The 23,163-nt window shown below is 62.0% G+C and carries 20 protein-coding genes; 15 read left to right on the top strand and 5 right to left on the bottom strand.

Translation table 11 applies throughout. From position 1 onward, the window contains the following. Positions 1–44 precede the first annotated feature (44 nt). A complete protein-coding gene (locus tag ASG03_RS00850) occupies positions 45–254 on the bottom strand; it encodes a hypothetical protein (protein ID WP_156379806.1) in 210 nt (69 codons plus the stop codon). Between the two features lie 448 nt (positions 255–702). Here ASG03_RS00850 and ASG03_RS21240 point away from each other — a divergent pair, with 448 nt between their 5' ends. Continuing rightward, positions 703–858: a hypothetical protein gene (locus ASG03_RS21240; protein ID WP_156379805.1), complete on the top strand. Its 156-nt coding sequence runs from the start codon at positions 703–705 to the stop codon at positions 856–858. A 51-nt stretch (positions 859–909) separates the two neighbouring features. Here the strand turns inward: ASG03_RS21240 and ASG03_RS00845 are convergent, their stop codons facing one another. Then, the gene (locus ASG03_RS00845) at positions 910–3,978 is read right to left on the bottom strand and encodes a PAS domain-containing protein (protein WP_062691769.1); all 3,069 of its coding nucleotides are present in this window, start codon (positions 3,976–3,978) and stop codon (positions 910–912) included. Positions 3,979–4,231: 253 nt separating this feature from the next. On the opposite strand from ASG03_RS00845, the gene ASG03_RS00840 reads away from it, so the two are divergent. Then, positions 4,232–4,762, top strand: coding sequence for a DUF4142 domain-containing protein (locus tag ASG03_RS00840; RefSeq protein WP_062691513.1), 531 nt, complete (start codon positions 4,232–4,234; stop codon positions 4,760–4,762). Positions 4,763–5,033: 271 nt separating this feature from the next. Continuing rightward, positions 5,034–6,896 carry an AI-2E family transporter gene (locus ASG03_RS00835; protein WP_244475119.1) on the top strand — a complete coding sequence of 621 codons (1,863 nt, stop codon included), beginning with the start codon at positions 5,034–5,036 and terminating at the stop codon, positions 6,894–6,896. Between the two features lie 75 nt (positions 6,897–6,971). Here ASG03_RS00835 and ASG03_RS00830 read toward each other — a convergent pair whose 3' ends face one another. After that, positions 6,972–7,670 carry a FadR/GntR family transcriptional regulator gene (locus tag ASG03_RS00830; RefSeq protein ID WP_062691511.1) on the bottom strand — a complete coding sequence of 233 codons (699 nt, stop codon included), beginning with the start codon at positions 7,668–7,670 and terminating at the stop codon, positions 6,972–6,974. Between the two features lie 251 nt (positions 7,671–7,921). Between ASG03_RS00830 and ASG03_RS00825 the strand changes: the two genes are divergently transcribed. The 5 genes from ASG03_RS00825 (at position 7,922) to hydA (ending at position 12,962) form a co-directional block, all read left to right on the top strand. Beyond that, on the top strand, positions 7,922–8,719 hold the full coding sequence (locus ASG03_RS00825) for an ABC transporter substrate-binding protein (RefSeq protein ID WP_062691509.1): 798 nt from the start codon (positions 7,922–7,924) through the stop codon (positions 8,717–8,719). Positions 8,720–8,782: 63 nt separating this feature from the next. Next, the gene (locus tag ASG03_RS00820) at positions 8,783–9,454 is read left to right on the top strand and encodes an amino acid ABC transporter permease (protein ID WP_062477616.1); all 672 of its coding nucleotides are present in this window, start codon (positions 8,783–8,785) and stop codon (positions 9,452–9,454) included. After that, entirely contained in the window at positions 9,454–10,227 is a 774-nt protein-coding gene (locus ASG03_RS00815) for an amino acid ABC transporter ATP-binding protein (RefSeq protein ID WP_162241349.1), read from the top strand. The genes ASG03_RS00820 and ASG03_RS00815 overlap by 1 nt, the downstream gene beginning before the upstream one ends. 26 nt (positions 10,228–10,253) lie before the next feature. Further along, on the top strand, positions 10,254–11,519 hold the full coding sequence (locus tag ASG03_RS00810) for a cysteine desulfurase-like protein (RefSeq protein WP_062691507.1): 1,266 nt from the start codon (positions 10,254–10,256) through the stop codon (positions 11,517–11,519). A gap of 36 nt (positions 11,520–11,555) precedes the next feature. Further along, positions 11,556–12,962 carry a dihydropyrimidinase gene (gene hydA, locus ASG03_RS00805; RefSeq protein ID WP_062691505.1) on the top strand — a complete coding sequence of 469 codons (1,407 nt, stop codon included), beginning with the start codon at positions 11,556–11,558 and terminating at the stop codon, positions 12,960–12,962. A gap of 76 nt (positions 12,963–13,038) precedes the next feature. Here hydA and ASG03_RS00800 read toward each other — a convergent pair whose 3' ends face one another. Further along, positions 13,039–13,953 carry a polyprenyl synthetase family protein gene (locus ASG03_RS00800; RefSeq protein WP_062691503.1) on the bottom strand — a complete coding sequence of 305 codons (915 nt, stop codon included), beginning with the start codon at positions 13,951–13,953 and terminating at the stop codon, positions 13,039–13,041. A gap of 456 nt (positions 13,954–14,409) precedes the next feature. Between ASG03_RS00800 and mtgA the strand changes: the two genes are divergently transcribed. From mtgA to ASG03_RS00780, 4 genes are all read left to right on the top strand, one after another. After that, complete coding sequence (gene mtgA / locus ASG03_RS00795; protein WP_062691501.1) at positions 14,410–15,096, top strand: monofunctional biosynthetic peptidoglycan transglycosylase; 687 nt, start codon at positions 14,410–14,412, stop codon at positions 15,094–15,096. A 72-nt stretch (positions 15,097–15,168) separates the two neighbouring features. After that, the gene (locus ASG03_RS00790) at positions 15,169–15,816 is read left to right on the top strand and encodes a glutathione S-transferase family protein (RefSeq protein ID WP_062477629.1); all 648 of its coding nucleotides are present in this window, start codon (positions 15,169–15,171) and stop codon (positions 15,814–15,816) included. Positions 15,817–15,988: 172 nt separating this feature from the next. Further along, on the top strand, positions 15,989–16,171 hold the full coding sequence (gene rpmF / locus ASG03_RS00785; RefSeq protein ID WP_062477634.1) for a 50S ribosomal protein L32: 183 nt from the start codon (positions 15,989–15,991) through the stop codon (positions 16,169–16,171). Positions 16,172–16,390: 219 nt separating this feature from the next. Further along, positions 16,391–16,798 (top strand): hypothetical protein, encoded by a 408-nt coding sequence (locus tag ASG03_RS00780; protein WP_062691499.1) that lies wholly within the window; start codon positions 16,391–16,393, stop codon positions 16,796–16,798. Between the two features lie 131 nt (positions 16,799–16,929). Here the strand turns inward: ASG03_RS00780 and phaR are convergent, their stop codons facing one another. Further along, positions 16,930–17,511, bottom strand: coding sequence for a polyhydroxyalkanoate synthesis repressor PhaR (gene phaR, locus ASG03_RS00775; RefSeq protein WP_062477641.1), 582 nt, complete (start codon positions 17,509–17,511; stop codon positions 16,930–16,932). 221 nt (positions 17,512–17,732) lie between these two features. On the opposite strand from phaR, the gene ASG03_RS00770 reads away from it, so the two are divergent. The 3 genes from ASG03_RS00770 to ASG03_RS00760 all read left to right on the top strand — a co-directional run bounded on the left by ASG03_RS00770 (position 17,733) and on the right by ASG03_RS00760 (position 23,156). Beyond that, entirely contained in the window at positions 17,733–18,914 is a 1,182-nt protein-coding gene (locus ASG03_RS00770) for an acetyl-CoA C-acetyltransferase (RefSeq protein ID WP_062691498.1), read from the top strand. A gap of 122 nt (positions 18,915–19,036) precedes the next feature. Further along, entirely contained in the window at positions 19,037–19,762 is a 726-nt protein-coding gene (locus tag ASG03_RS00765; protein WP_062477648.1) for a beta-ketoacyl-ACP reductase, read from the top strand. A 151-nt stretch (positions 19,763–19,913) separates the two neighbouring features. Beyond that, complete coding sequence (locus ASG03_RS00760) at positions 19,914–23,156, top strand: helicase-related protein (RefSeq protein WP_062691497.1); 3,243 nt, start codon at positions 19,914–19,916, stop codon at positions 23,154–23,156. Positions 23,157–23,163: the final 7 nt, after the last annotated feature.

Raw genomic sequence — 23,163 nt, 5'->3', positions numbered from 1 at the left:
GTCAGGTCCGGACCCGCTCCCGCAGGCCCGCTCGCGTCGGCGCATCAGTTCTTCTCGTCGAGGGCCTTCAAGACGCGCTTGAGAAGTTCGTCCTCATCAAGAACGCCATGACGATAGAGCGTGAGGACGAGGGCGGCGACAGGATTGCTGGCATCGCTGTCGGGTGCGATCTTGCGCTTCTTGCGGGCAGCGTCGTAGACGCGCTGACAGAGAGCGACATGCTCGGGAAGCATGGGTTCGTTACGCCAAGGCATCGTTCAGTCTCTTCTCTCTGACGGCTGCGAGGTGAGGGCCAGGCAGTTCTCGCGTTCGGGATAACCCTTGAGTGAAAATAGGGCAGTTCTGATAAAAGTGTAAAACCTCATTTGGTTCGATTTACGGAAAAACAATGGCTCTCCTCAGAAAAGGAAAGCGTAGATCGAAAGAATTCCTCCAACGTTGATCGCTGATCAAGGGGAAGGGGCCGCAACAGTCCGTCGAGGGAAAGGTGTTTCTACAAAAGGACTCCTGCTCCATACTGCAACTTTCGCGACGTGTTGAAATAGCTGTGGTAAACGTTACGTGACAAAAGATGGTCTATGCGGCGGTAGCATCGCGGTCGGGATCATCCAACAGAGGCTGCTTTGGTGTAGCCGGGAGCATGAAATGCTAGGCTCGTATGTTTTCCAGGAAGGAACTGTGATTACGCCAACGGAGATGGATATGCTTTTTCGCGTTTTCCAACGTCTCTGCGACCATCGGCAGATCCCCCATACCGGCCCAAAGGCCGAGATCGAGGCAGCCTATCTCGTTGCGCTGTTCAGCGACGGTCTTAATACGGAAGAGCTTCTGTGGAGCGTTGTCGCCGCCGAGGCGTGATTTCCGTCCGGGCGTTTCGAGGTTATGCCTTTGGAAACAAGACGCCGCAGGTCAGGGTGTGCTGGCCCTGCGCACAGCTGCCTTGATGGCTGCTTCCAGACCATCGGCATCATAGGGCTTTCGCAGCAGCACTGCTTCTGGCGGCGCTTGCTCAGGCGCACGATCGTTGCCGGTGGCAAAAACGATGCCGAGTGCCGGGTTTGTCGCCCGCGCGTCGACGGCAAGATCCGCTCCCGAGGCATCGGGAAGGCCAAGATCCGTCACGAGAACATCGACCGCGGCTTCGGCCAGCCTTTCCCTTGCTTCCCGCGCACTGCCGGCCTCGAGCACGGCATGGCCGAAATCCTCAACGAGTTCGACGGTGTTGGCGCGGATCAACGGATCGTCCTCGACGACGAGGACCGTCAGCAGGGCCGGGCCGGGCGCCCGTATCACGAGGGCTACCTCACCGGGATTGGATGTCACGGAGACATCGGGCGTCATCGCAGCGGAATCCGACATAGCGGAACTGGATGTCCCCGGTTTGGCGGGGTCGTGGCCCAAGGCCTTGAGACCGGATGCCGATGGACCAGACCCTCGCGGGTTCAGAGCGGAACGCTGCTTCTGGTTGGCAATGACGTGCCGGATTTTCCGTGCAAGCGCCTCGCGGGTGTAGGGCTTGGACAGAAGCTCGACGCCCGCATCGAGCCGGCCGCCATGGACGATCGAGTTCTCGGTGTAGCCCGAGGTGAAGAGCACGGCGATATCCGGCAGCCGCTCCTTGGCCTTGCGCGCCATTTCGACGCTTTTCAGCGGGCCAGGCATGACGACATCCGTGAACAGGAGATCGATCGCGATGCCGCTTTCCACGACGCTCAGGGCGTTCTGGGCATTGGTCGCTTTCAGCACGCTGTAGCCGAGATCGCTCAGCATCTCGACGACCGTATTGCGCACCTCGTCGTCATCCTCCACGACAAGGATCATTTCCGTGCCGCCGACAATGGGGCCGGCCTGGATCACGACCTCGCGGTCTTCGCCCGCCGTGGCGCGGGGCAAATAGAGCTTGACCGTCGTGCCGTGGCCGACCTCGCTATAGATCTTGACATGGCCACCGGACTGCTTGACGAAGCCATAGACCATCGAAAGGCCGAGCCCGCTGCCCTTGCCCTCTGCCTTCGTGGAAAAGAACGGTTCGAAAACCTGCTCCAGAACCTCCGGCGAGATGCCCGACCCGGTATCGCTGACGGAGAGCACCACATACTGGCCCGCCTCGACGTCGGCATGGTTGCGAACGTAGTCGTCGTCGAGATAGGCGTTGCCGACCTCGATCGTCAGCTTGCCGTTGCCCTCCATGGCATCACGCGCATTGATGGCAAGGTTCAGAACTGCGTTCTCGACATGCACCGGATCGACGAAGGTGTTCCACAACCCGCCAGCAACGATGGTTTCGAGTTCGATGGCCTCGCCGATCGAGCGCCGCAGCAGATCGTCCATGCCTGACATGAAGCGGCCGACGTTGATGACCTTGGGCTCCAGGGCCTGCCGGCGACCGAAGGCGAGAAGCTGGCTTGCGAGCTTTGCGCCACGGCTGACACCGGCCAGAGCATTGGCGACCCGCCGTTCGGCGCGCTCGTTGCCGGCCACGTCTTTGGATAGGAGTTGCAGATTGCCGGAGACGACCTGCAGCAGATTGTTGAAATCATGGGCGACGCCGCCGGTCAGCTTGCCGATGGTTTCCATCTTCTGCGCCTGCTGCAGGGCCCGCTCGGCCTGCCGCCGTGTCGCGATCTCCTCGCTGACGCGGGCTTCCAGCGTTTCGTTGAGCAGACGCAACTGCTCTTCGGCACGCTGACGGTGGCGAACCTGCCGCTCGAGATGCACCGCATGGCGGCGCAGCTCGTCTTCCGCCTGCCGCTGGTCGCTGATATCGGTGTGGACGCCGACCCATTCGGCGATCTCGCCCTGATCATCGAAGATGGGAACGCCGCGAATGGCAAACATCCGCCAGACGCCGTCATGCCGGCGGACCCGATGCTCCCAGATGAAGGTGTGTCGGTCGGCGACCGCATCGTTCCACGCTTCGACGGTCGCCTGTCGATCGTCGGGGTGAACAGCATCTGCCCAGCCGTAGCCCTGGTAGGTCTCGTAGGGCTGACCGGTGAGTTCGGCCCAGCCTGGCTGCGGCCCGATCATTCTGCCATCGGCGCTGTTGGTCCACAGCACGCCGTGGACGGCGCGCACCGCGGCGCGGAACCGGTTGTTGCTGACCATCAGCTCCCGCTCCGCCCGCTTGCGGTCTTCGATATCGATCAGCAGGATGTAGATGCCATCGACCGTGCCGCCATCCGTCAGCCGCGGCATGTATCGCACCTCGGCGGTGCGGTCGTCGCCGCCCGGCCTGCGGATCACCGTATCCGTGACGACAGGCTCGCCAGCAAAGGCACGCTCGAGATAGGCAATCCGCTTGCGGTAGTATTCCTCACCGATGATCTCGCGAATGTGCCGGCCGACGACGGCACTGGCGGGATGGCCGAACCATTCCAGATAGCCCTTGTTGGCGAACCGGTAGATGTGGTCGACGTCCAGAAACCCGACGAGAATGGGAAGCGCATCGCTGATGCGGCTGAGCTCGGCCTGGCTTTCGGCCAGTGCCCGCACGGCCCGCACGCGATCGGTGTTCTCAAGCACCGTGCAAAGGACGCCATCGACGCCGCCCTGCTCGTTGTAGATCGGCGTATAGAACAGGTCGAAAACGATCTCTTCAGGCCGGCCGTTGCGATGCAGCACCAGAGGCTGGTCTCGATAGCTCTGGACCTGACCCTCAAAGCCGCATTGCAGGATCCGGCTGTTCCAATCCCAGATCTCCGGCCAGATCTCCGGCACAGTGCTGCCGAGCGCTTTGGGGTGATTTCCGCCTGCGATTTCGCGGTACCCGTCGTTGTAGATCATCACGTGATCCGGGCCCCACATCAGGACCTGCGGGATCGGCGAATTGATCAACGAGCTGACCTTGATTCGCAGATTGGCAGGCCAGATGTCGATGGGTCCGAGGGACGTCGCGGCCCAGTCGAAATTCCGGATGCGCTGGCCAAGCTCGCCGCCGCCGAAGGGCCAGGTCGCCTCGCTGGAACCAATGCTCATGATGTTCGTATCTCGCCGGATGTGCGTGATGGATCGGGACAGCATGACTAGTACTGCATTCTCCGGAAAATCGGAATCGATTCGCGGCAAAAAATCCTGCGAAAGCTCAGAGCTTTAGAGCCTGGGAGGAGTGCTTGTGAGGCTCCTTTGTCGAAGGCAGGGTTCACTCTGATGGGGGGCCTTTCTGCTGCTCGACGGAACCCAGATCGCAAACGGTAGTTCGACATGGCATCCATTCAAAGGAGATAAACCCATGAAACGAATTCTTGCTGCCGTAACGGCATCCCTTCTTCTCGCGACCGTCGCCCATGCCCAGTCGGCCGCCGAGAAATCCGGCATCAACAGCGTGGCCGGGATTGCGCCGAAAACGCAGGACTTCGTGCAGGAAGCTGCTGCCAGCGACATGTTCGAGATCGAGTCCAGCAAGCTTGCCGTCGAGCGTGGTGACGAGGCCACCAAGGCTTTCGCGCAGCAGATGATCGCCGATCACGAAAAGACGACCAGCGAGCTGACAAAGATGGTTGGCGACCTCAAGCTCAACCCGCCGGAAAAGAAGATGTCGTCTGCACAACAGGGCATGCTCGATGATCTGAAGGAGCTCAAGGGCGAGGACTTCAGCGAAGAATATCACGACCAGCAGGTTACCGCTCATGAAAATGCTGTCGACCTCTTCAAGCGCTATGGTGAGGAAGGGGAGACCGCGGAACTGAAGGCCTGGGCTGCCAAGACGCTGCCGGCTCTCCAGCACCACTACGAGATGGCTCAGAAACTCGACGCCGAATAACGGCGCCACGCTCGCCGGGGCATTTCATTCACGCACCTGAAATCGGCCAACTGGAAAGGCAGTGTCGACGCTGCCTTTCCAGGAACCCATCGTCTGGTGGATAATGATCCGGCAAACGGAACCAATATTCGGCATCAGTGTTCTCTAAAGCTCGGCCGGAAGCCGCGCTACGCGGGTTTTGGAGAGACATGTGAGCAGCAACGCGACCGTTACACCGCCTCTTCACAAGACCGGTCTCCCTCTGCCGCGCGATCCCGGCACAGGAAACAGATTGTCGGGCCATGTCCTGTTGATCCTGATCGGCGTTACCGTCGTGCTCAAGGTCGGGCAGGAGATCTTCGTTCCGCTCGCGCTCTCCCTCCTCCTGACCTTCACGCTCGCGCCGATCGTCTCGTTTCTGCGGCGCCGCTCGGTTCCGAAAATCGCCGCGGTGATGATCGCGGTCGCCTCCGCCTTTTGCGCGATCGCGCTGTTCAGCGTCATCGTCGCCTCGCAGGTGGCAAACCTCGCGCAGAATATCCCGGCCTATCAGCGCAACATCGTCGTCAAGGTCCAGACATTGGCGCAGGCGGGGTCTGGCGACGGCATCATGAAACACCTCAGCGGCATCGTCGAACGGGTCGGCGAAGAGATCGAGACCCGCGCGGAAGAGAGCCGGGATGCCACTGCCGCCCCGACCTCGCGGGAGCCGATGCCGGTCGAGATCGTCACGCGCTCGAATCCGATCCAGACGCTCGGAAATCTCATCCTGCCACTGATCAGCCCATTCGCCACGGCCGGCCTCGTCATCGTGCTCGTTATCTTCATGCTTCTTGAGCGAGAGGATCTACGCGACCGATTTATCCGGCTTGTCGGTCTCAACGACCTGCATCGCACCACCGAAGCCCTGCAGGATGCCGGAAAACGCGTCGGCAAATATTTGCTGATGCAGCTGGTGGTCAATGCGCTTTATGCCTTTCCGATCACCATCGGCCTTTGGCTTCTCGGGATTCCCAACGCCATTCTCTGGGGCCTTCTGACGCTCGTCCTGCGCTTCGTCCCGTATATCGGACCTGTCATCGGCATGATCCTGCCGCTTTTCCTGGCCCTGGCGATCGCTCCCGGCTGGTCGCTTGTCCTCTGGGTCGGTGCGCTGTTCCTGGTGACGGAACTGATCAGCAACAACGTCGTCGAACCCTGGCTTTACGGGTCGCATACGGGCCTGTCTCCTCTCGCGATCATCATCTCTGCGATCTTCTGGTCCTGGCTCTGGGGACCGCTCGGTTTGATGCTGTCGACGCCGCTGACCGTCTGCCTCGTCGTCCTCGGTCGATATGTTCCGCAGTTCAGTTTCCTTGACGTACTGCTCGGCAACGATCCCGTGCTTGAGCCACACGAAAAGCTCTATCAGCGCCTTCTGGCGGGCGACCCGGACGAAGCGACGGCCAATGCCGAGGACTATCTAGAAGACGAGTATCTGCTCGACTATTATGAAAAGGTCGGCATGCCGGCGCTGCTGCTGGGCGAGGTCGACAGGCAGCGCGGTGTCATGTCCGATGCACAGGTCGAACGCTTTTCCGGCAGCGTTCGTTCGCTGATCGACAATCTTTCGGAGATCGCCGACGAAGAGGAAGCCGAGGAAGAGGCGCCGAACGACCAGCAGACGGACAACGGCACGGATGAAAGTGTGGCGATGGACCTGCCCGACGGCACCGGTCGTTCTCTTCTCTGCATCGGTGGACGCGGAGACATCGATGACGCTGCGGCGACCATGCTGGCCCAGCTCCTGGAAATCCAAGGTGCGGATGCGCTCGTTGCCGCCCATTCCATGACGGACATGCGCATGCTGAAGGAAAACGACACGATCGACACGGTCGTGTTCACGTTTCTCAACGGAAACTCCAAGACACATGCACGTAATCTCGTCCGGCGACTGAAACGCTTGAAGCCCGGCCTACGCGTGGGTCTTTTCGTACCGCTTGCCAACGGCGAGGATAACCCGCGCTTGAAGCTGGAAGATACGAATGCGGACTTCATCACGCTTACACTTGCCGAAACGGTGCGTTCGGCGTTGACCGACACCGGTCCGGTGCCGCTGATGAGCTTGACGCGAAAGCTCGGCAGACCGCGCATCCGTCTTGCCAAAACGGCCTAAGAAAGCGCATCCCGATAACCGACGGGTTGATGATTGCCCTCGTCCGACGTTTTCGGACGCGGTCCGCTTGCGGCCCTACGGCGACAGTCCGGCGCATCGCGCCGTGTTGCGGATATGCGCTTCCATCTCACCGCGCGCCGCCGCGGCATCGTTGTTGCGCAAGGCCGCAATGATGCGGCGATGCTCGGCGATCGAATGGCGCATGCGTTCGGGGTCGGTGATCGGGATCGGTTGGCGCTGGGTCTCCGTGATCTGGTCGCGCACCGTCTGATAGAGCGCCTTCAGCATGGCGTTCGAACAGGCCGAAACGATCGTGCCGTGAAAGGCGAGATCCGCCTCCACGTTGGAGAGCAGGTCCTGGCGCGCCCAGCATTCTTCCATCGTTCGCGTCGCCGTTTCCATGCGGTCGAGCTGCAACTGGGTCAGACGACCGGCCGACAGCCGCGCGATCTCTCCCTCGAGAAGGATCCGGGTTTGGAAAACGTCGAACACGGAATAGCTGTCGGAATATCGCCACGGCGCCATGTGCCCGGACGCGCTTTGGGTTCCTTCTCCTGCCGTTGCGACGAACGTACCGCGTCCTGCCTCCGTCTTCAAAAGCCCGAGTGTCTCCAGGGTCAGAAGGGCCTCGCGCAGAGAAGCGCGGCTGACGCCGAGCGTCTGGGAGAAGCCGCGCTGCGAGGGGATCTTCTCACCCGCCTTCAACGTGCCGTTCTGAATCATCGCCTGGATTTCACGGGCGACCGACTGTGGAACGAGCGTCTTGTTCAGCATGAAAACCCCACTTCAGCCCGATCCTGCGTACTCAGCCCGGCGTCACAACGCTTTCTGTGAAGGCGTGTGCATCCTCGGTCCGCGGTCGACCCATCCATCCTGTATCCGGGCTCGCTCCCGTGAGCAGGCGCACAATCTATTTTTTTCGCAGCCATTGCCAAGCAGAAAGCATCGTGCTTCTTTGGCCTGACTGGTCTGACCAGTCAGGCCACTGTAGATTGAGTCATGTTCAAATAACAAGGGGAACTCTCATGACACGAACGAACGCAATCAAGACCACACTTTTCGCGGGCGTCCTCGCGATCTTCGGAACCACCGGTGCTTTCTCGGCCGACCTGACAGTCGGCGCCAATATCGGGAACGTGCCGTGGGAATTCGAGGATGCGAGCGGCAAGGTGACCGGCTTCGAGGTGGATCTCGTCAACGAAATCGCCAAGCGCCTCGGCAAGACGGTCGAATTCGTCAACACGCCGTTCAACGGTCTTTTCCCGGCCGTCCAGTCCGGTCGCATCAACATGGCGGTGTCCTCGATCACCATCACCGAGAAACGCCTTGCCTCCGTCACCTTTGCGCAACCCTATTATGACAGCGACCAGTCGCTGACCGTAACGGCCGCCTCCGGCATTGCCGGTCTGAAGGACATGGGCGGAAAGGTCGTCGGCGTCGACACCGGCTCCACCGGCGACATGTGGGTGGATGCGCACAAGTCCGAATACAAGCTGGGCGAAGTTCGCCGTTTCGAAGGCCTGCAGCCTGCCATGCTCGATCTGGTGGCTGGCCGTGTCGATGGTTACATCTCCGACATCCCGGCACTGCTCTATTATGTCAAGGACAAGCCCGAGCTGAAGGTCGTCGAACGCATCCCGACCGGCGAGAAGTACTCGATCATGTTCAACAAGGGCGATCCGCTGGCCACGGAGGTCAATGACGTGATCACCAAGCTAAAGGGCGAAGGCTTTATTGCCAAGCTTCACGAGACCTGGTTCGGCGCCAAGGCCGAGGATAGCACCTCGACCGTGGCCGTCATGGACATGCCAAAGGCCAAGTAAGCCGCAACCGCACCGGCAGGACGCAAGACCCGTCCTGCCGGATGCCAGGGAGCCGTCTCGGCCATGAATCTGATCAATACCTTCTTCAACATGCAGGTGCTGGCCGATAGCCTGCCGCAGCTGCTTTGGGGGCTTGTGGTCACGCTGCAGATCGGCGTCACCAGCATTCTCTGCGGCCTCGCCGGCGGCCTGTTTCTGGCCATCGCGCGGTTGTACGCGCCTGCCTTCTTCAAGCTGCTGATCCGCATCTATATCGACATCTTCCGTTCGATCCCGCTGCTCGTCCTGCTGATCGTCGTCTACTATGCACTTCCCTTCGTGGGCATCCGTCTTTCTCCCTTCCTGTCCGCGGTTACCGCCCTTTCTCTTGTCTCGGCTGCCTATACGGCGGAAATCTTCCGTGCCGGGATCGAGGCTATTCCGCACGGGCAGTTCGAGGCATCCGCCGCACTCGGACTGTCCAACAAGGACACGATGATCGACGTGATCCTCCCGCAGGCCATCCGGATCGTGATTCCGCCGCTCACCAACAATTGCATCAACGTCATGAAGGATACGGCGCTCGCGTCCGTCGTCGCCATGCCGGACCTCTTGAAGCAGGCAACGCAGGCGCAAGCCCTTTCCGCCAATCCGACGCCGCTGATCGGTGCCGCGATCATCTACGTCATGCTGCTCTGGCCGATGGTGGCGATCGTTGCTCGTCTCGAAAAGCATTTCGCACGGGGAAAACGCTGATGTCCGCATCCATGTCCACGTCATCATCGCCGTCGGCGCCTTCGATCATCTCCATTCGTGACCTGAAAAAGGCCTACGGCACCTTCACGGTTCTCCACGGCATCGATCTGGATATTGCCGAAGGGGAAGTTGTCTGCGTCATCGGGCCGTCCGGATCCGGCAAATCCACGCTGATCCGCTGCATCAATCACCTCGAGGCCTTCTCGCCGGACAGCACCATCACGGTCGACGGCATCAGGGTCGCGCCCGGCAAGGCGCTGGCCAAGGTTCGCGCCGAGGTCGGCATGGTGTTCCAGTCGTTCAACCTCTTTCCCCACATGACCGTCCTGAAGAACGTCATGCTTGCCCCGATGCGGGTGCGGGGCACGACAAAAACCGAGGCCGAGCGCAAGGCGCGCGACCTGCTCGCGCGGGTCGGCATCGCCGAGCAGGCCGAGAAATACCCGGGTCAGCTTTCCGGCGGACAGCAGCAGCGCGTCGCCATTGCCCGCGCGCTCGCCATGGAGCCTCGCGTGCTGCTTTTCGACGAGCCGACCTCGTCACTCGATCCGGAAATGGTGGGCGAAGTGCTCGATGTGATGCGCAAGCTCGCCGGCACCGGCGTCACCATGATCATCGTCACGCACGAAATGGGCTTTGCCCGCCAGGTTGCCGACCGCGTCATCTTCATGGACGGCGGACGCCTGGTCGAGGCAGGGACGCCGGCCCGGATCTTTGACAATCCGGCAGAAGAGCGGACACGCAGCTTCCTGCGCGCCGTTCTCAATCACTAACAAGAAAACGATACGGAGGAACACCCATGGCCACCACGACGCCGCTCGATCTCGAGTATGTGCGCAGCCAGTTTCCCGGTCTTAGCCGAGGCTGGACCTTCTTTGACAATGCGGGAGGATCGCAGATCCTCAAGGGCGCGCTCGACCGCATCAACACATTCCTGATCGAGAAGAACGTCCAGATCGGCGGCTCGTACGACGTTTCGCAGGAGGCTGCCCGTGCGCTCTATGAGGCGCGAACGGCCGCCATGCATCTGGTCAATGCACACCGGCCAGAGGAGATCGTATTCGGCAGTTCGACCACGGCGCTCCTGCAGAACCTTGCCCGCGCCATGCAGAGCCAGCTGTCGCCGGGCGACGAGATCATCATCACCGTCAGCGACCATGAGTCCAATATCGGGCCTTGGGACCGGTTGCAGGCAGCCGGCATGACGCTCAAGATCTGGCCGCTGAATACGGAAACGATGACGCTCGATCTTGCCGATCTCGCGCCCCTGATGACCGAGCGCACGAAGCTCGTCTGCGTCACCCACGTTTCCAACATCCTCGGCTCGGTCAACCCGATCCGTGAAATCGCGGATTTCGTGCATGCGCGCGGCGCGCGAATTTGCGTCGATGCCGTGGCCTACGCGCCGCACCGCGCCGTTGATGTGCAGGCCTTCGATGCCGATTATTACGTCTTCAGCCTCTACAAGACCTATGGTCCACACTACGCCTTGATGTACGGCAAATACGATCTGCTGCTCGAGCTCGACACGCTCTATCACTACTTCTACGGCAAGGACAAAGTGCCGGGGAAGCTGGAACCGGGGAACCCGAACTACGAGCTTGCATACGCCACCTGCGGTATCGTCGATTACCTCGCGACGCTGGGCGAGCAGGCCGGCGAGACCGGCACGACCCGCCGCAAGATCGAGGCCGCCTTCTCGGCAATCACCGCGCAGGAGAATGCGCTGGCCGAGCGTCTGCTGGGCTATCTCCGTGCGCGCAACGACTGCCGCATCGTCGGGCAGGCCACCAATCGAGACGATGCACGCGTGCCGACGATTGCCTTCCGCTTCGACGGCCGCGATGCGGGCGAGCTCTGCAAGGCCATGGACGCGGAGAGGATCGCCATGCGCTTTGGCGATTTCCATTCGCGTCGCCTGGCGGAATATCTCGGCCTCACCGACCATGGCGGCATGCTGCGGGTTTCCATGGTTCACTACAACACGCTGGACGAGGTCGATCGCTTCACGGAAGCCCTCGACCGTATTCTCGCCGGCGATGCCGGGCTTGCCAAGGCGAGCTGAGCAAGCGGCCCTGGCCAAGGGAAGAAGGAGAGAACGATGCGCTTCGACACGGTGATCCGCAACGGAACTGTGGTAACGGCCTCCGATACGTTCAAAAGCGATATCGGCATCCGCGACGGCCGCATTGCGGCCCTTGCGGCCGAGCTGACGGATGCCGACGAGATCATCGACGCGACCGGTCTTCTCGTTCTTCCCGGCGGGATCGACAGCCATGTGCATCTCGACCAGCCCTCCGGCGATGGCATCGTCATGGCAGATGATTTCGACAGCGGTACCCGTTCCGCCGCCGTCGGCGGCAACACGACGGTGATGGCCTTCTGCATGCAGGAGAAGGGCCAATCGCTGCGCGAAGCCTTGAAGATCTATCACGCCAAGGCAGAGGGCAAATGCCATGTGGACGTCTCGTTCCATATGGTCATCACCGATCCGACGCCGGAGGTGCTGGGTCAGGAAGTGCCGGCGCTGGTCGAGGACGGCTATACCTCGATGAAGGTCTTCATGACCTATGAAGGCCTGCGCCTTCGGGATGACGAGATCCTCGCCACGCTCGACACCGCGCGGCGCACCGGCGCACTCGTCATGGTCCACTGCGAGAACGAAGATGCCATCCGGTATCTCATCGGCCGCCATGAGGACGAGGGCAAGTTCGCTCCAAAGTTCCACGCGACCACACGTCCGGTTGCGGCGGAACGCGAAGCGACCCACAGGGCTCTGTCGCTGGCCGAAATCGTCGATGTCCCCATCGTCATCGTGCACGTCTCCAACCGCGAGGCGATGGAAGAGATCCGCCGGGCCCGCCAGCGCGGCCAGAAGATCGCCGGAGAGACATGCCCGCAATATCTTCTCCTGACGGCGGATGATCTGGATCAGGATGCACTCGAAGGCGCAAAATACGTCTGCTCGCCGCCACCGCGCGACAAGGCCAGTCAGGATGCCTGCTGGGAAGGTCTCGAACAGGGTGTGTTCGACCTTTTCTCCTCGGACCATTGCCCCTTCCGGTTCGATGACCCCGAGGGCAAGTTAAACGAAAAGGGCAAACGGCATTTCCGGTGGATCCCCAACGGTATTCCGGGCGTCGCCACGCGCCTTCCCATTCTCTTCTCCGAAGGCGTCATGAAAGGTCGCATCGACCTCAATACCTTCGTCGCGGTTACCGCCACTAACCATGCCAAACTGTACGGTCTGTATCCGCAGAAGGGCACGATCGCGATCGGTTCGGACGCCGACCTTGCGCTCTGGGATCCGGAAAAGCGTACCACGCTGACGAACGACCTTCTTCATCATGGCGCCGATTACACGCCCTATGAAGGTTTGGCCCTCAAAGGCTGGCCTGTCCGCGTCCTCCTGCGTGGACGGACGATGGTCGAAGACGGCAGGCCGGTCGCCCTGGACCAGCCAGGCGGCACCTATCTGCCGCGCGGCAAGTCTGCCCTGATCCGATAGGAAGGGTTGTCGTCGGGCGATCGTCGTGGCACGGCGTCGTCAGGGCACTGGGTGCCGCCCCTTCGCAGGGGCGCGCCTAGTGCGTGCGATTGGCGACGAAGGCAGCGGCCTCGACCAGCGTCCTTGCAGCATCACCGTACGGCGTTAGGAGAGCGCTTGCCTCCGCGACAAGACGCGCAAGCTCGCCTTCTGCCCAATCCGGACCTCGGCAAGCGACCAGGGTGGCCTTGCCGCGGGCCTCGTCCTTGCCTGTCGCCTTGCCCATCGTCGCCGCATCCGCCGTGAGGTCGAGCAGGTCGTCCGCCAGCTGAAATGCGCGGCCGATATGCTCGCCGAACTGTCGAAGCCGCGCCCGGTCGCTGGCATCCCTGCCGGAAACGATGGCGCCGGCTTCGCAGGCAAAGCGGATCAGCGCACCCGTCTTCATGGCCTGAAGCGTGACGATGCCCTGCTCGTCAGGCGCGCGGCTTTCCGCGGCAAGATCGAGCGCCTGCCCACCGGCCATGCCGCCAAGACCGGAGGCGCGTGCCAAGGCCAGCACAAGAGCCGTCTTTACGGCATCCGGAAGCACCGTCTCGGGGCCTGCCAGGATGTCGAAGGCAAGCGTCAGCAAGCTGTCGCCGGCCAGAATGGCATTCGCCTCTCCATAGGCGATGTGGACCGTCGGCTGGCCGCGCCGGACGGCGTCGTCGTCCATTGCCGGCAGGTCGTCATGCACGAGAGAGTAGCAATGCACGCATTCGAGGGCCGCCGCGACGCGAAGGGCAGCCTTTGCGTCTCCTGCGAACAACGCGGTGCTTTCCATGACCAGAAAGGGGCGCAAGCGCTTGCCGCCGTTCAGCACGCCATGCCGCATAGCGGCCAGAAGAGCTGGCGGGCGGGCGATCTCGTCGGACGCTGGCGTGTCGCCGAGGAGCGCGTCAAGGCAGGCCTTGACCTGGTCGGCACTCTGCCGGAGTCGGGCGTCGAAGGTCGGGGCGGCTGCGTTCATGGCGGCTCTTTGGCATGGGCAGGCGGCGACTTGCAATGAATTTCACCGGGAATGCCCTTTCCACCGGGGACAGCGGTGAAAATGACGTTCAAATTGCAAGCGTCTTGGATTAAGACAAGAAGCACGGATGGGGCCACGGACGGGTTGATCAGGCGGGACGATCAGAGCTGGGATATCGTACCGGAGCCACGTGATCCAGGATCGCGGGGATCAGAATCCCGTAAGCTACAGGCCGATACGTCCTGGACGACGCCGGAGGACGACGAGGGCCGCGAAGCCGACCCTGCGCCGCAGCCGGAACGCGAGGCTCCTCTTGCGCAAGTGTCGTCAGACGCTCTCGAGGGATCGGCTGCGCCGCCTTTGCTCACGGCCGAAGAAAGACGTTCGGCGGCGCAGGAAGGAAGCGGTCCGGACACAGCTGGAGATGAGGCGCTGCCATCAAACGCCAAACGAGGCATGCTCGCACGGATCCGGCGCCGGTGGCGCCAGCTCGTCGTCGTTGCCGTCATCCTTTTGCTGATGCCCTATGCGCTGATCATTCTCTATGCCCCGAATTTCGTGCATCCGGTGTCGTCGCTGATGCTGCGCGACCTCGCCCTGTTGCGCGGCTACGACCGGCAATGGGTGCCGTTCGAGAAGATCTCGCCCAATCTCGTCCAGTCGGTCATGATGTCGGAGGACGGACAATTCTGCATGCATGCCGGCGTCGACTGGGTCCAGATGCGCGGTGTCGTGGACGACGCGCTGGAGGGCGAGCAAACGCGGGGTGCGAGCACCATTCCCATGCAGACGGCCAAGAACCTGTTTCTCTGGAACGGCCGCTCCTTCGTGCGCAAGGCCATGGAGCTGCCCTTGGCGCTGGCCGCCGATTTCGTCTGGACCAAACGACGCCTGATGGAGATCTACCTCAACATTGCCGAGTGGGGGCCGGGAATCTACGGCGCTGAGGCCGCGGCGCAGCATCATTTCGGCGTCCCGGCGTCGAAGCTGACACGCCGACAGGCCGCGCTCCTTGCCGTTTCCCTGCCCAACCCGATCGACCGCAATGCCGGCAAGCCCGGGCGGGGGCTGAAGCGGCTCGCCGCCATGATCGAGCGGCGGGCGGGGGCGTCGGGCGAATACATCAAGTGCCTTTATCCCTGAAATCACGCCTTTTGATTGGATGGGCACTCCGGCGTCTGCTCTAACGCAAGGACGGTTACAGGAGAACCTTGCATGAGCGACCTCGTCCTTTATGTCGGCAACAAGAACTATTCCTCCTGGTCGCTGAGGCCGTGGCTGGCTTTGAAAGCCTGCGGCGTTCCTTTTGTCGATGTGGTGATCCCGTTCGACTTTCCTAACGGCAATCCGAAATTCCGGGAGATCTCGCCAACGGCACGGGTTCCTGTCCTGCATCATGGCGATATCAGGGTCTGGGAATCGCTGGCGATCATCGAATATGTCGCAGAACTCTTTCCGCAGGCCGCCTTGTGGCCCGAGGGCCAGATCGACCGTGCGATAGCCCGGAGCATCTCGATGGAAATGCTGGCCGGCTTTCGCGCGCTCCGCGGCGCCTGCCCGATGAACATTCGCCGCCCCGTCGGAGCCATCGCTCTGCCGAACGGCGTCGCGGAAGACGTTGCGCGGATCGAGGCAATCTGGGCCCAGGCTCTGGCCAGGTCCGGCGGACCCTTCCTCTTCGGGCGGTTCACGGCCGCAGATGCCATGTTCGCGCCGGTCGTCAATCGGTTCGAGATCTATGCGCTCACGCAGGATCCGGTATCGTTGGCCTACATGGCGGCCGTCAAGGCGCATCCGGCTTTTCTTGCCTGGCAGGCCGATGCCCTCAAAGAGACCTGGATCGTACCGGAAGACGAAGCCTGAGAGCGACCTGCTGTTCGTTCGCGATGCGGCGTCAAAAAAAACCTGTGGGGTCTGGCCAAGAGGACATCTAGCATGTATAAGCCCGGCCAATTCCGAGATTGAAACGCCTTCATCCCGGCCCGTTCAACGGTCCGCAGACTGGTGGTTTCCCCCGATACGTGGAGTGTTTGAAATGGCTGTTCCTAAGAGAAAAACGAGCCCGTCGAAGCGCGGCATGCGCCGTTCTGCTGATGCGCTGAAGACCCCGACCTACATCGAAGACAAGAACTCCGGTGAACTGCGTCGCCCGCATCATATCGACATGAAGACCGGCATGTATCGTGGTCGTCAGGTTCTGACCCCGAAGGCGAGCTGATCCTCGTCTGTCCGGCTAACGGCTTTTGGCCATGCCGAACGACGTAAAAGCGATCGAATTTGCAAAAGGCTGGCCTCGCGCCGGCCTTTTCTGCGTTCTCAAGGTCTGCTGCTCTCGTTGTCGCCTGCTCTGCCCGTGCCTTGCTTGCTGTGCACGGCTGGTTCATACCTCGGCACGACCCGGACCAAGCCAGATGATCTCGACAGACAGGAACCTGCCATGCTCGCATCCATCCCCCTCCTGATCCTGCCGTTCGCGCTCTACAATCTTGCCATGACCGGAGCCTTCGGATCGGGTGGCGTTGCCGCTTTCGACAACACGGTCACAAGCCTTGCCATGCTGTCGGGCGCGACCTGGCAAATGAGCGTCGGCGATGTCCTGATCGTCGGAAGCCTGGCTCTCCTGTTCGTGGAAATTCTCAAAGCCACCCGCACAAGCTCGAAGACCCTTTTCGATCATATTCTGTCGATGGTGCTCTTCATCGTCTTTCTCATCGAGTTCCTGCTCGTGGCGGGGGCCGCAACCGACGTCTTCTTCATCCTGATGGTGATCAGTTTCATCGACGTCGTCGCCGGATTCACGATCTCGATGCGCACTGCCGGGCGGGATGTCTCGATCGGGCTCTGATTGCACATCCTGGAAGCGTATCGAGGGTGAAGCGCGACGGGCGACAAAACCCGTCGCCCACCGTGTCCCGTCGCTCATGGTGAGTCAGGCTCGGTTCGGGCCGAGCGCACAACAAACCCGCGCCTTTAAGGTCAGGTCAGGTTCTCGAGCTTGCTCTGGAGCGCGCGCAACTGCTCCTTGAGCTCGTCAATGTCCTTGGCCTCTGCCTTGCGGGGCTCGCGCGCCTGCGGTGCTGCCGCCATGAACGGCGAGAACATCTGCATGGCTTGATGAAACATCTCCGTGTTCCGCTTCACCTGTTCTTCGACAAGCTGTAGCGGAACCTGAAGGTTCTTGCTCAGGGGCGTGTCTCCGAAGGCCTTGCCGATCTGCTCGCGCATCTGGGCCTGCTGGTCGGTGAAAGCCTGCATGGAATGCTCGAGATAGCTCGGCACGACGGCCTGCATCTGGTCGCCGTAGAAGGCGATGAGCTGGCGCAGGAACGATATTGGCAGGAGCGTGTTGCCGGTTTTGCTTTCCTGCTCGAAGATGATCTGCGTCAGGACGGAATGGGTGATGTCCTCCCCTGTCTTGGCGTCCTGGACGTTGAACTCCTCGCCTTTCTTGACCATGACCGCGAGATCGTCGAGCGTGACATAGGTACTCGTGCCGGTGTTGTAGAGACGTCGGTTCGCGTATTTCTTGATTACGATCTGCCCGTCCTGCTTCGCCATCAGGGTCTCCTCCCCAAATTGCTGTTTTTATGGCATTTCAGAAGGATATGCGGAAAGAGCGGCATAAGACAATCTCTTTGTGCGCTGCAGTGATCACGCCTGCGTATCAACTTACAGGTTTATTGAGTTACGCTTTGACTTGTCAGCTGACCTCGTTCAGACTCTCCTCATAGAGGGTCTCGGCAGCAGGATCCGTTTGCATCAACAGGGAGGAGACCGTGATGAGCACATCATCCATCGTCATCGCCAGCGCAGGCCGTACCGCCGTCGGCGCGTTCAATGGTTCCTTTGCCAATACGCCAGCCCACGAGCTGGGCGCCGCCGTGATCAAGGGCGTGCTCGCTCGCGCAGGCGTTGAAGCCGCCGAGGTTGACGAGGTCATTCTCGGCCAGGTGCTCGCCGCTGGCGAGGGGCAGAACCCGGCGCGTCAGGCAGCGATGAAGGCCGGCGTCCCGCAGGAGAAGACGGCCTGGGGCATGAACCAGCTTTGTGGTTCCGGTCTGCGGGCCGTCGCACTCGGCATGCAGCAGATCGCGACAGGCGACGCCGCCATCATCGTGGCCGGTGGCATGGAGTCGATGTCCATGGCGCCGCATTGCGCGCATCTGCGCTCGGGCGTGAAAATGGGCGATTTCAAGATGATCGACACCATGATCAAGGACGGCCTGACGGACGCTTTTCATGGCTACCATATGGGCGTGACAGCCGAGAACATCGCCAAGAAGTGGCAACTGTCGCGCGATGACCAGGATCAGTTCGCTCTCGCCTCGCAGAACAAGGCCGAGGCTGCCCAGAAGGCGGGTCGCTTCACGGACGAGATCATTCCGTTCGTCGTCTCGACGCGCAAGGGCGACGTGACCGTCGATAGTGACGAGTATATCCGCCACGGCGCAACGATCGAAAGCATGGCGAAGCTTCGTCCGGCCTTTGACAAGGACGGCACCGTGACGGCCGCGAACGCGTCGGGCCTCAATGATGGTGCTGCCGCAACGCTTCTGATGAGCGAGCAGGAAGCGGTGCGCCGGGGCATAACGCCACTTGCCCGGATCGCCTCCTGGGCAACGGCCGGCGTGGATCCGCAGATCATGGGCACCGGCCCGATTCCCGCATCGCGCAAGGCGCTGGAGAAGGCCGGTTGGTCTGCCTCCGACCTCGATCTCGTGGAAGCCAACGAGGCGTTTGCGGCGCAGGCCTGCGCCGTCAACAAGGATCTCGGCTGGGACACGTCCATCGTCAACGTCAATGGTGGTGCGATTGCGATCGGACATCCGATCGGAGCGTCGGGTGCGCGTATTCTCAACACGCTGCTTTTCGAAATGAAGCGCCGGGGCGCCAAGCGCGGCTTGGCGACGCTTTGCATCGGCGGCGGCATGGGCATCGCCCTCTGCGTCGAAGGTCTTTGAGGAGAGGCTTACAGCCAGGACTGGCGGTGCGGGCGGCACCCCGCCGGCCCGCGCACGTCTTGCGGAGGTTCATCGGGACGACACGATCGCTTTGTAGACCGTCACGAAGAGGGAGGACGTGCATGAGCAGGGTTGCCTTGGTTACGGGAGGAACGCGCGGCATCGGCGCTGCCATTTCGATTGCGCTTAAGGGGGCTGGTTATCGCGTTGCAGCGAATTATGCCGGCAACGATGAAAAGGCCCAGGCCTTCTCCGACGTCACAGGCATTCCGGTCCTCAAATGGGACGTATCAGATTATGCCGCTTGCGCCGCAGGCGCTGCCAAAATCGAGGAGACGCTCGGACCGGTCGAGGTTCTCGTCAACAATGCCGGCATTACGCGCGATGCCATGTTCCACAAGATGACGCCGGCCCAGTGGAACGAGGTCGTGAACGTCAACCTCAATGGTCTTTTCAATATGACGCATCCGGTCTGGTCCGGCATGCGGGACCGGAGCTTCGGCCGCATCGTCAATATCTCGTCCATCAACGGTCAGAAGGGGCAGATGGGCCAGGCCAATTATTCCGCCTCCAAGGCCGGCGACATCGGGTTTACCAAGGCGCTGGCGCAGGAAGGTGCCGCCAAGGGCATCACGGTCAATGCCATCTGCCCAGGCTATATCGGCACCGAGATGGTGCGAGCGATCCCGGAAAAGGTTCTGAACGAGCGGATCATCCCCCAGATCCCGGTCGGGCGGCTCGGCGAGCCCGAGGAAATCGCGCGTTGCGTGGTGTTCCTGGCCTCCGATGATGCCGGTTTCATCACCGGATCGACGCTCTCAGCCAACGGCGGACAGTTTTTCGTCTGAGAATTCGCGGTCATCGCACCGGGAGGGGCGGTCTTTTTGCCGGCATGCCCTTGTGTTTCCCGCGCGGCGTGGTCATGTGTGTCGCGCCGCCGACGTTTTGATGTCTGCCGCCCGTACAATGCGCAAGGTCTGAAACGTGCCTGACCAACCGATGATCTTGAGCGGCCGCGGCGTGATCGCGGTCCTCGGCCCGACCAACACCGGCAAGACGCATTATGCAATCGAACGCATGGTCGCGCACGAAACCGGCGTCATCGGTCTTCCCCTGCGTCTTCTCGCCCGCGAAGTCTACACGCGCGTGGTCGAGCGGGTCGGAGCGCACAATGTCGCGCTTGTCACCGGCGAAGAAAAGATCACCCCGCATCTTGCCCGCTATTCCGTCTGCACCGTGGAGGCGATGCCGCGCGAGACGAAGGCGGCCTTCGTCGCCATCGATGAAGTCCAGCTGGCTGGCGATCTCGAGCGCGGGCATATCTTTACCGATCGCCTGATGCACCTGCGCGGCCGGCAGGAGACGTTGTTGCTCGGTGCTTCGACCATGCGGCCAATCCTCGAGCAACTGCTGCCGGGGATCACGATCGTCGAGCGTCCCCGCCTGTCGCAGCTTCTCTACGCAGGCTCCAAGAAGATTACGCGCCTTCCGCAGCGCTCGGCCATCGTCGCCTTCTCGGCCGACGAGGTCTACGCCATCGCAGAGCTCATTCGACGGCAACGCGGCGGCGCGGCCGTCGTCCTCGGAGCGCTGAGCCCGCGCACGCGCAATGCGCAGGTCGCGCTCTACCAGGAGGGCGACGTCGAATACCTGGTGGCGACCGATGCCATCGGCATGGGTCTCAACCTCGATGTGGACCATGTCGCCTTTGCGCAGGATCGCAAGTATGACGGCTATCAGTTTCGCAGTCTCAATCCGGGCGAACTCGCACAGATCGCGGGCCGCGCCGGACGACATCTGCGTGATGGAACCTTCGGCGTCACGTCGCGCGTCGAGCCTTTCGACGACGAACTCGTTCACCGCATCGAGCAGCACCAGTTCGATCCGGTCCGCGTGCTGCAATGGCGCTCCAAGGCGCTCGACTTCACGTCGCTGACCACGCTGAAGAAGACGCTGGAGACACCCCCCGCCGTGCACGGGTTGACGCGGGCGCTGCCGGCGGTTGACCAGCAGGCTCTCGAATTCCTCACGACCTATCCCGAGGTCAAGTCGCTGGCGACGACGGCGCCGCGTGTCGAGAAGCTCTGGGAAGCCTGCGCGCTCCCCGATTATCGCCGCATCGCTCCCGCGCAGCACGCTGATCTCATCGCGACCATCTATTCCGATCTTGTGCGACGTGGCACCGTCAACGAAGAGTTCATGTCCGAGCAGGTGCGCCGGGCCGACCATACAGACGGCGAAATCGATACCCTGTCGGCGCGAATCGCGCAGATCAGAACGTGGACCTATGTGTCGAACCGGCCCGGCTGGCTTGCCGATCCGACACACTGGCAGGAAAAGACGCGGGAAATCGAAGATCGATTGTCCGACGCGTTACATGAACGGTTGACGAAACGGTTCGTTGACCGCAGGACATCTGTGCTCATGAAGCGGCTGAGAGAGAATGCGATGCTGGAAGCGGAAATCAGTGTGAATGGCGATGTCTTCGTGGAAGGACATCATGTGGGACAACTCACCGGTTTCCGGTTCGTGCTGGCCACCACGACGGACGGGCTCGATGCCCGCGCCGTGCAGGGTGCAGCGCAGAAGGCTCTGGCGCTCGAGTTTGAAGCCCGCGCCGCTCGTCTGCACGCTGCCGGCAATGCTGATCTTGCCCTGTCGTCCGACGGCCTCGTGCGCTGGCTTGGCGATCCCGTGGCGCGGCTCGCTCCCAGCGAGCACATCATGCGTCCGCGCGTCATCCTGCTGGCGGACGAGCAGCTGCAGGGTGCAGCGCGCGATCATGTCGCCGCCCGCATCGAGCGCTATGTCAATCACCACATCGCGACCGTGCTGAAGCCGCTCGACGACCTGTCGCGCGCCGAAGACCTGCAAGGTCTTGCCAAGGGTCTGGCCTTCCAGCTGGTCGAAAGCCTCGGCGTCCTCTTCCGTCGCGATGTTGCCGAAGACGTGAAGTCGCTCGATCAGGAGGCGCGTGCCTCGATTCGCCGCCACGGTATCCGGTTCGGCGCCTATCACATCTTCATGCCGGCGCTGTTGAAGCCGGCCCCGGCCGAACTGATCACGCTGCTCTGGGCGTTGAAGAATGATGGCCTGGACAAGCCGGGCTATGGCGAACTTATCCCGGTTCTTGCGGCGGGCCGGACCTCGATCGTGACCGATCCGTCCTACGAGCGTATGTTCTACAAGCTTGCCGGGTTCCGATTCCTCGGCAAGCGCGCGGTGCGCATCGACATTCTGGAGCGCCTTGCCGATCTCATTCGCCCGCTTCTGCAATGGAAGCCCGGCACGACTGCGCGGCCGGATGGTGCGTATGACGGCCGCCGGTTCACGACCACCACCGCCATGCTGTCGATTCTTGGCGCAACACCCGACGACATGGAAGAGATTCTCAAGGGTCTTGGCTATCGCGCCGACAGCGTGAAGCCGGAAGAGGCTGCAGCGTTTCTCGGTGCGCAGGCCCCGGCAACGAGCACGGCTGTTGCGACAGCCGAAACAGCGCAGGCAAACGAAACCGATGCGATCGCGGAAGCGCCCACCGACGACAGTGTTTCCGCGGCAACGAAGGGCATGGCCGAACCGGCTGCCGAGGCTGAAGCCGCCGAACCGGTGGTCGTGCCGTCCGACGTCGTGCCGGAGACCCCTGTCGCTGCCGACGCGCCGAGCGGCGAAAGCGCGCCGGAATCCGAGCAGGCATCCGCGGCGTCGTCCATTGCTGCGGATACCGCAACATCGGACGCGGTTGCCAGCGATGTGCCTGAAGCCGAGGCAAAGCCGGTGCTTCTGTGGCGTCCGGGTGGGCGCAGCGACAACCAGCGCCCGGGAGATCGTCGTCCTGGGCAACGCGAGGCGCGGTCCGGCGACCGCCGTGGCGGAAACCGCTCCGGTCAGGATCGCACGGCCTCTGGGCCGAGCGACGGTTCCCCGCCATCGGAAGGCCGCCCGCAGGGTCGTGACGGCGATCGCAAGGCCGGCGGTGGCCGCACCGACGGCGGACGCCCGGACCGGCATCGCGGCCGTGATGGCAAGCCGGGTGAGGGCCCTCGTTCCGACCAGAAGGGTGATCGCGCCGATCGTCGCGACCGCAACGATCGTCCGGGTGGCAAGCCTGGCAATGGTGGGCATGGCAAATCACAGGCGCCGGCGACGTTCGAGGCGCGTCCTCCACGCAAGGACAAGCCGATCGATCCCGATTCACCTTTCGCCAAGCTCGCTGCCCTCAAGGAGCAGATGAAGAAGTAGGGAGCCG

The organism is Rhizobium sp. Leaf341 (assembly GCF_001424325.1).
Taxonomy (GTDB): domain Bacteria; phylum Pseudomonadota; class Alphaproteobacteria; order Rhizobiales; family Rhizobiaceae; genus Ferranicluibacter.
The sequence above is the reverse complement of the archived record's forward strand: the minus strand, read 5'-3'. Positions and strand labels throughout refer to the sequence as shown.

Coding starts and splice junctions, on each gene's coding strand:
- ASG03_RS00850 (WP_156379806.1), bottom strand. CDS start 254: ATGCCTTGGCGTAACGAACCCATGCTTCCCGAGCATGTCGCTCTCTGT.
- ASG03_RS21240 (WP_156379805.1), top strand. CDS start 703: ATGCTTTTTCGCGTTTTCCAACGTCTCTGCGACCATCGGCAGATCCCC.
- ASG03_RS00845 (WP_062691769.1), bottom strand. CDS start 3,978: ATGAGCATTGGTTCCAGCGAGGCGACCTGGCCCTTCGGCGGCGGCGAG.
- ASG03_RS00840 (WP_062691513.1), top strand. CDS start 4,232: ATGAAACGAATTCTTGCTGCCGTAACGGCATCCCTTCTTCTCGCGACC.
- ASG03_RS00830 (WP_062691511.1), bottom strand. CDS start 7,670: ATGCTGAACAAGACGCTCGTTCCACAGTCGGTCGCCCGTGAAATCCAG.
- ASG03_RS00825 (WP_062691509.1), top strand. CDS start 7,922: ATGACACGAACGAACGCAATCAAGACCACACTTTTCGCGGGCGTCCTC.
- ASG03_RS00820 (WP_062477616.1), top strand. CDS start 8,783: ATGAATCTGATCAATACCTTCTTCAACATGCAGGTGCTGGCCGATAGC.
- ASG03_RS00815 (WP_162241349.1), top strand. CDS start 9,454: ATGTCCGCATCCATGTCCACGTCATCATCGCCGTCGGCGCCTTCGATC.
- ASG03_RS00810 (WP_062691507.1), top strand. CDS start 10,254: ATGGCCACCACGACGCCGCTCGATCTCGAGTATGTGCGCAGCCAGTTT.
- hydA (WP_062691505.1), top strand. CDS start 11,556: ATGCGCTTCGACACGGTGATCCGCAACGGAACTGTGGTAACGGCCTCC.
- ASG03_RS00800 (WP_062691503.1), bottom strand. CDS start 13,953: ATGAACGCAGCCGCCCCGACCTTCGACGCCCGACTCCGGCAGAGTGCC.
- mtgA (WP_062691501.1), top strand. CDS start 14,410: ATGCTCGCACGGATCCGGCGCCGGTGGCGCCAGCTCGTCGTCGTTGCC.
- ASG03_RS00790 (WP_062477629.1), top strand. CDS start 15,169: ATGAGCGACCTCGTCCTTTATGTCGGCAACAAGAACTATTCCTCCTGG.
- rpmF (WP_062477634.1), top strand. CDS start 15,989: ATGGCTGTTCCTAAGAGAAAAACGAGCCCGTCGAAGCGCGGCATGCGC.
- ASG03_RS00780 (WP_062691499.1), top strand. CDS start 16,391: ATGCTCGCATCCATCCCCCTCCTGATCCTGCCGTTCGCGCTCTACAAT.
- phaR (WP_062477641.1), bottom strand. CDS start 17,511: ATGGCGAAGCAGGACGGGCAGATCGTAATCAAGAAATACGCGAACCGA.
- ASG03_RS00770 (WP_062691498.1), top strand. CDS start 17,733: ATGAGCACATCATCCATCGTCATCGCCAGCGCAGGCCGTACCGCCGTC.
- ASG03_RS00765 (WP_062477648.1), top strand. CDS start 19,037: ATGAGCAGGGTTGCCTTGGTTACGGGAGGAACGCGCGGCATCGGCGCT.
- ASG03_RS00760 (WP_062691497.1), top strand. CDS start 19,914: ATGATCTTGAGCGGCCGCGGCGTGATCGCGGTCCTCGGCCCGACCAAC.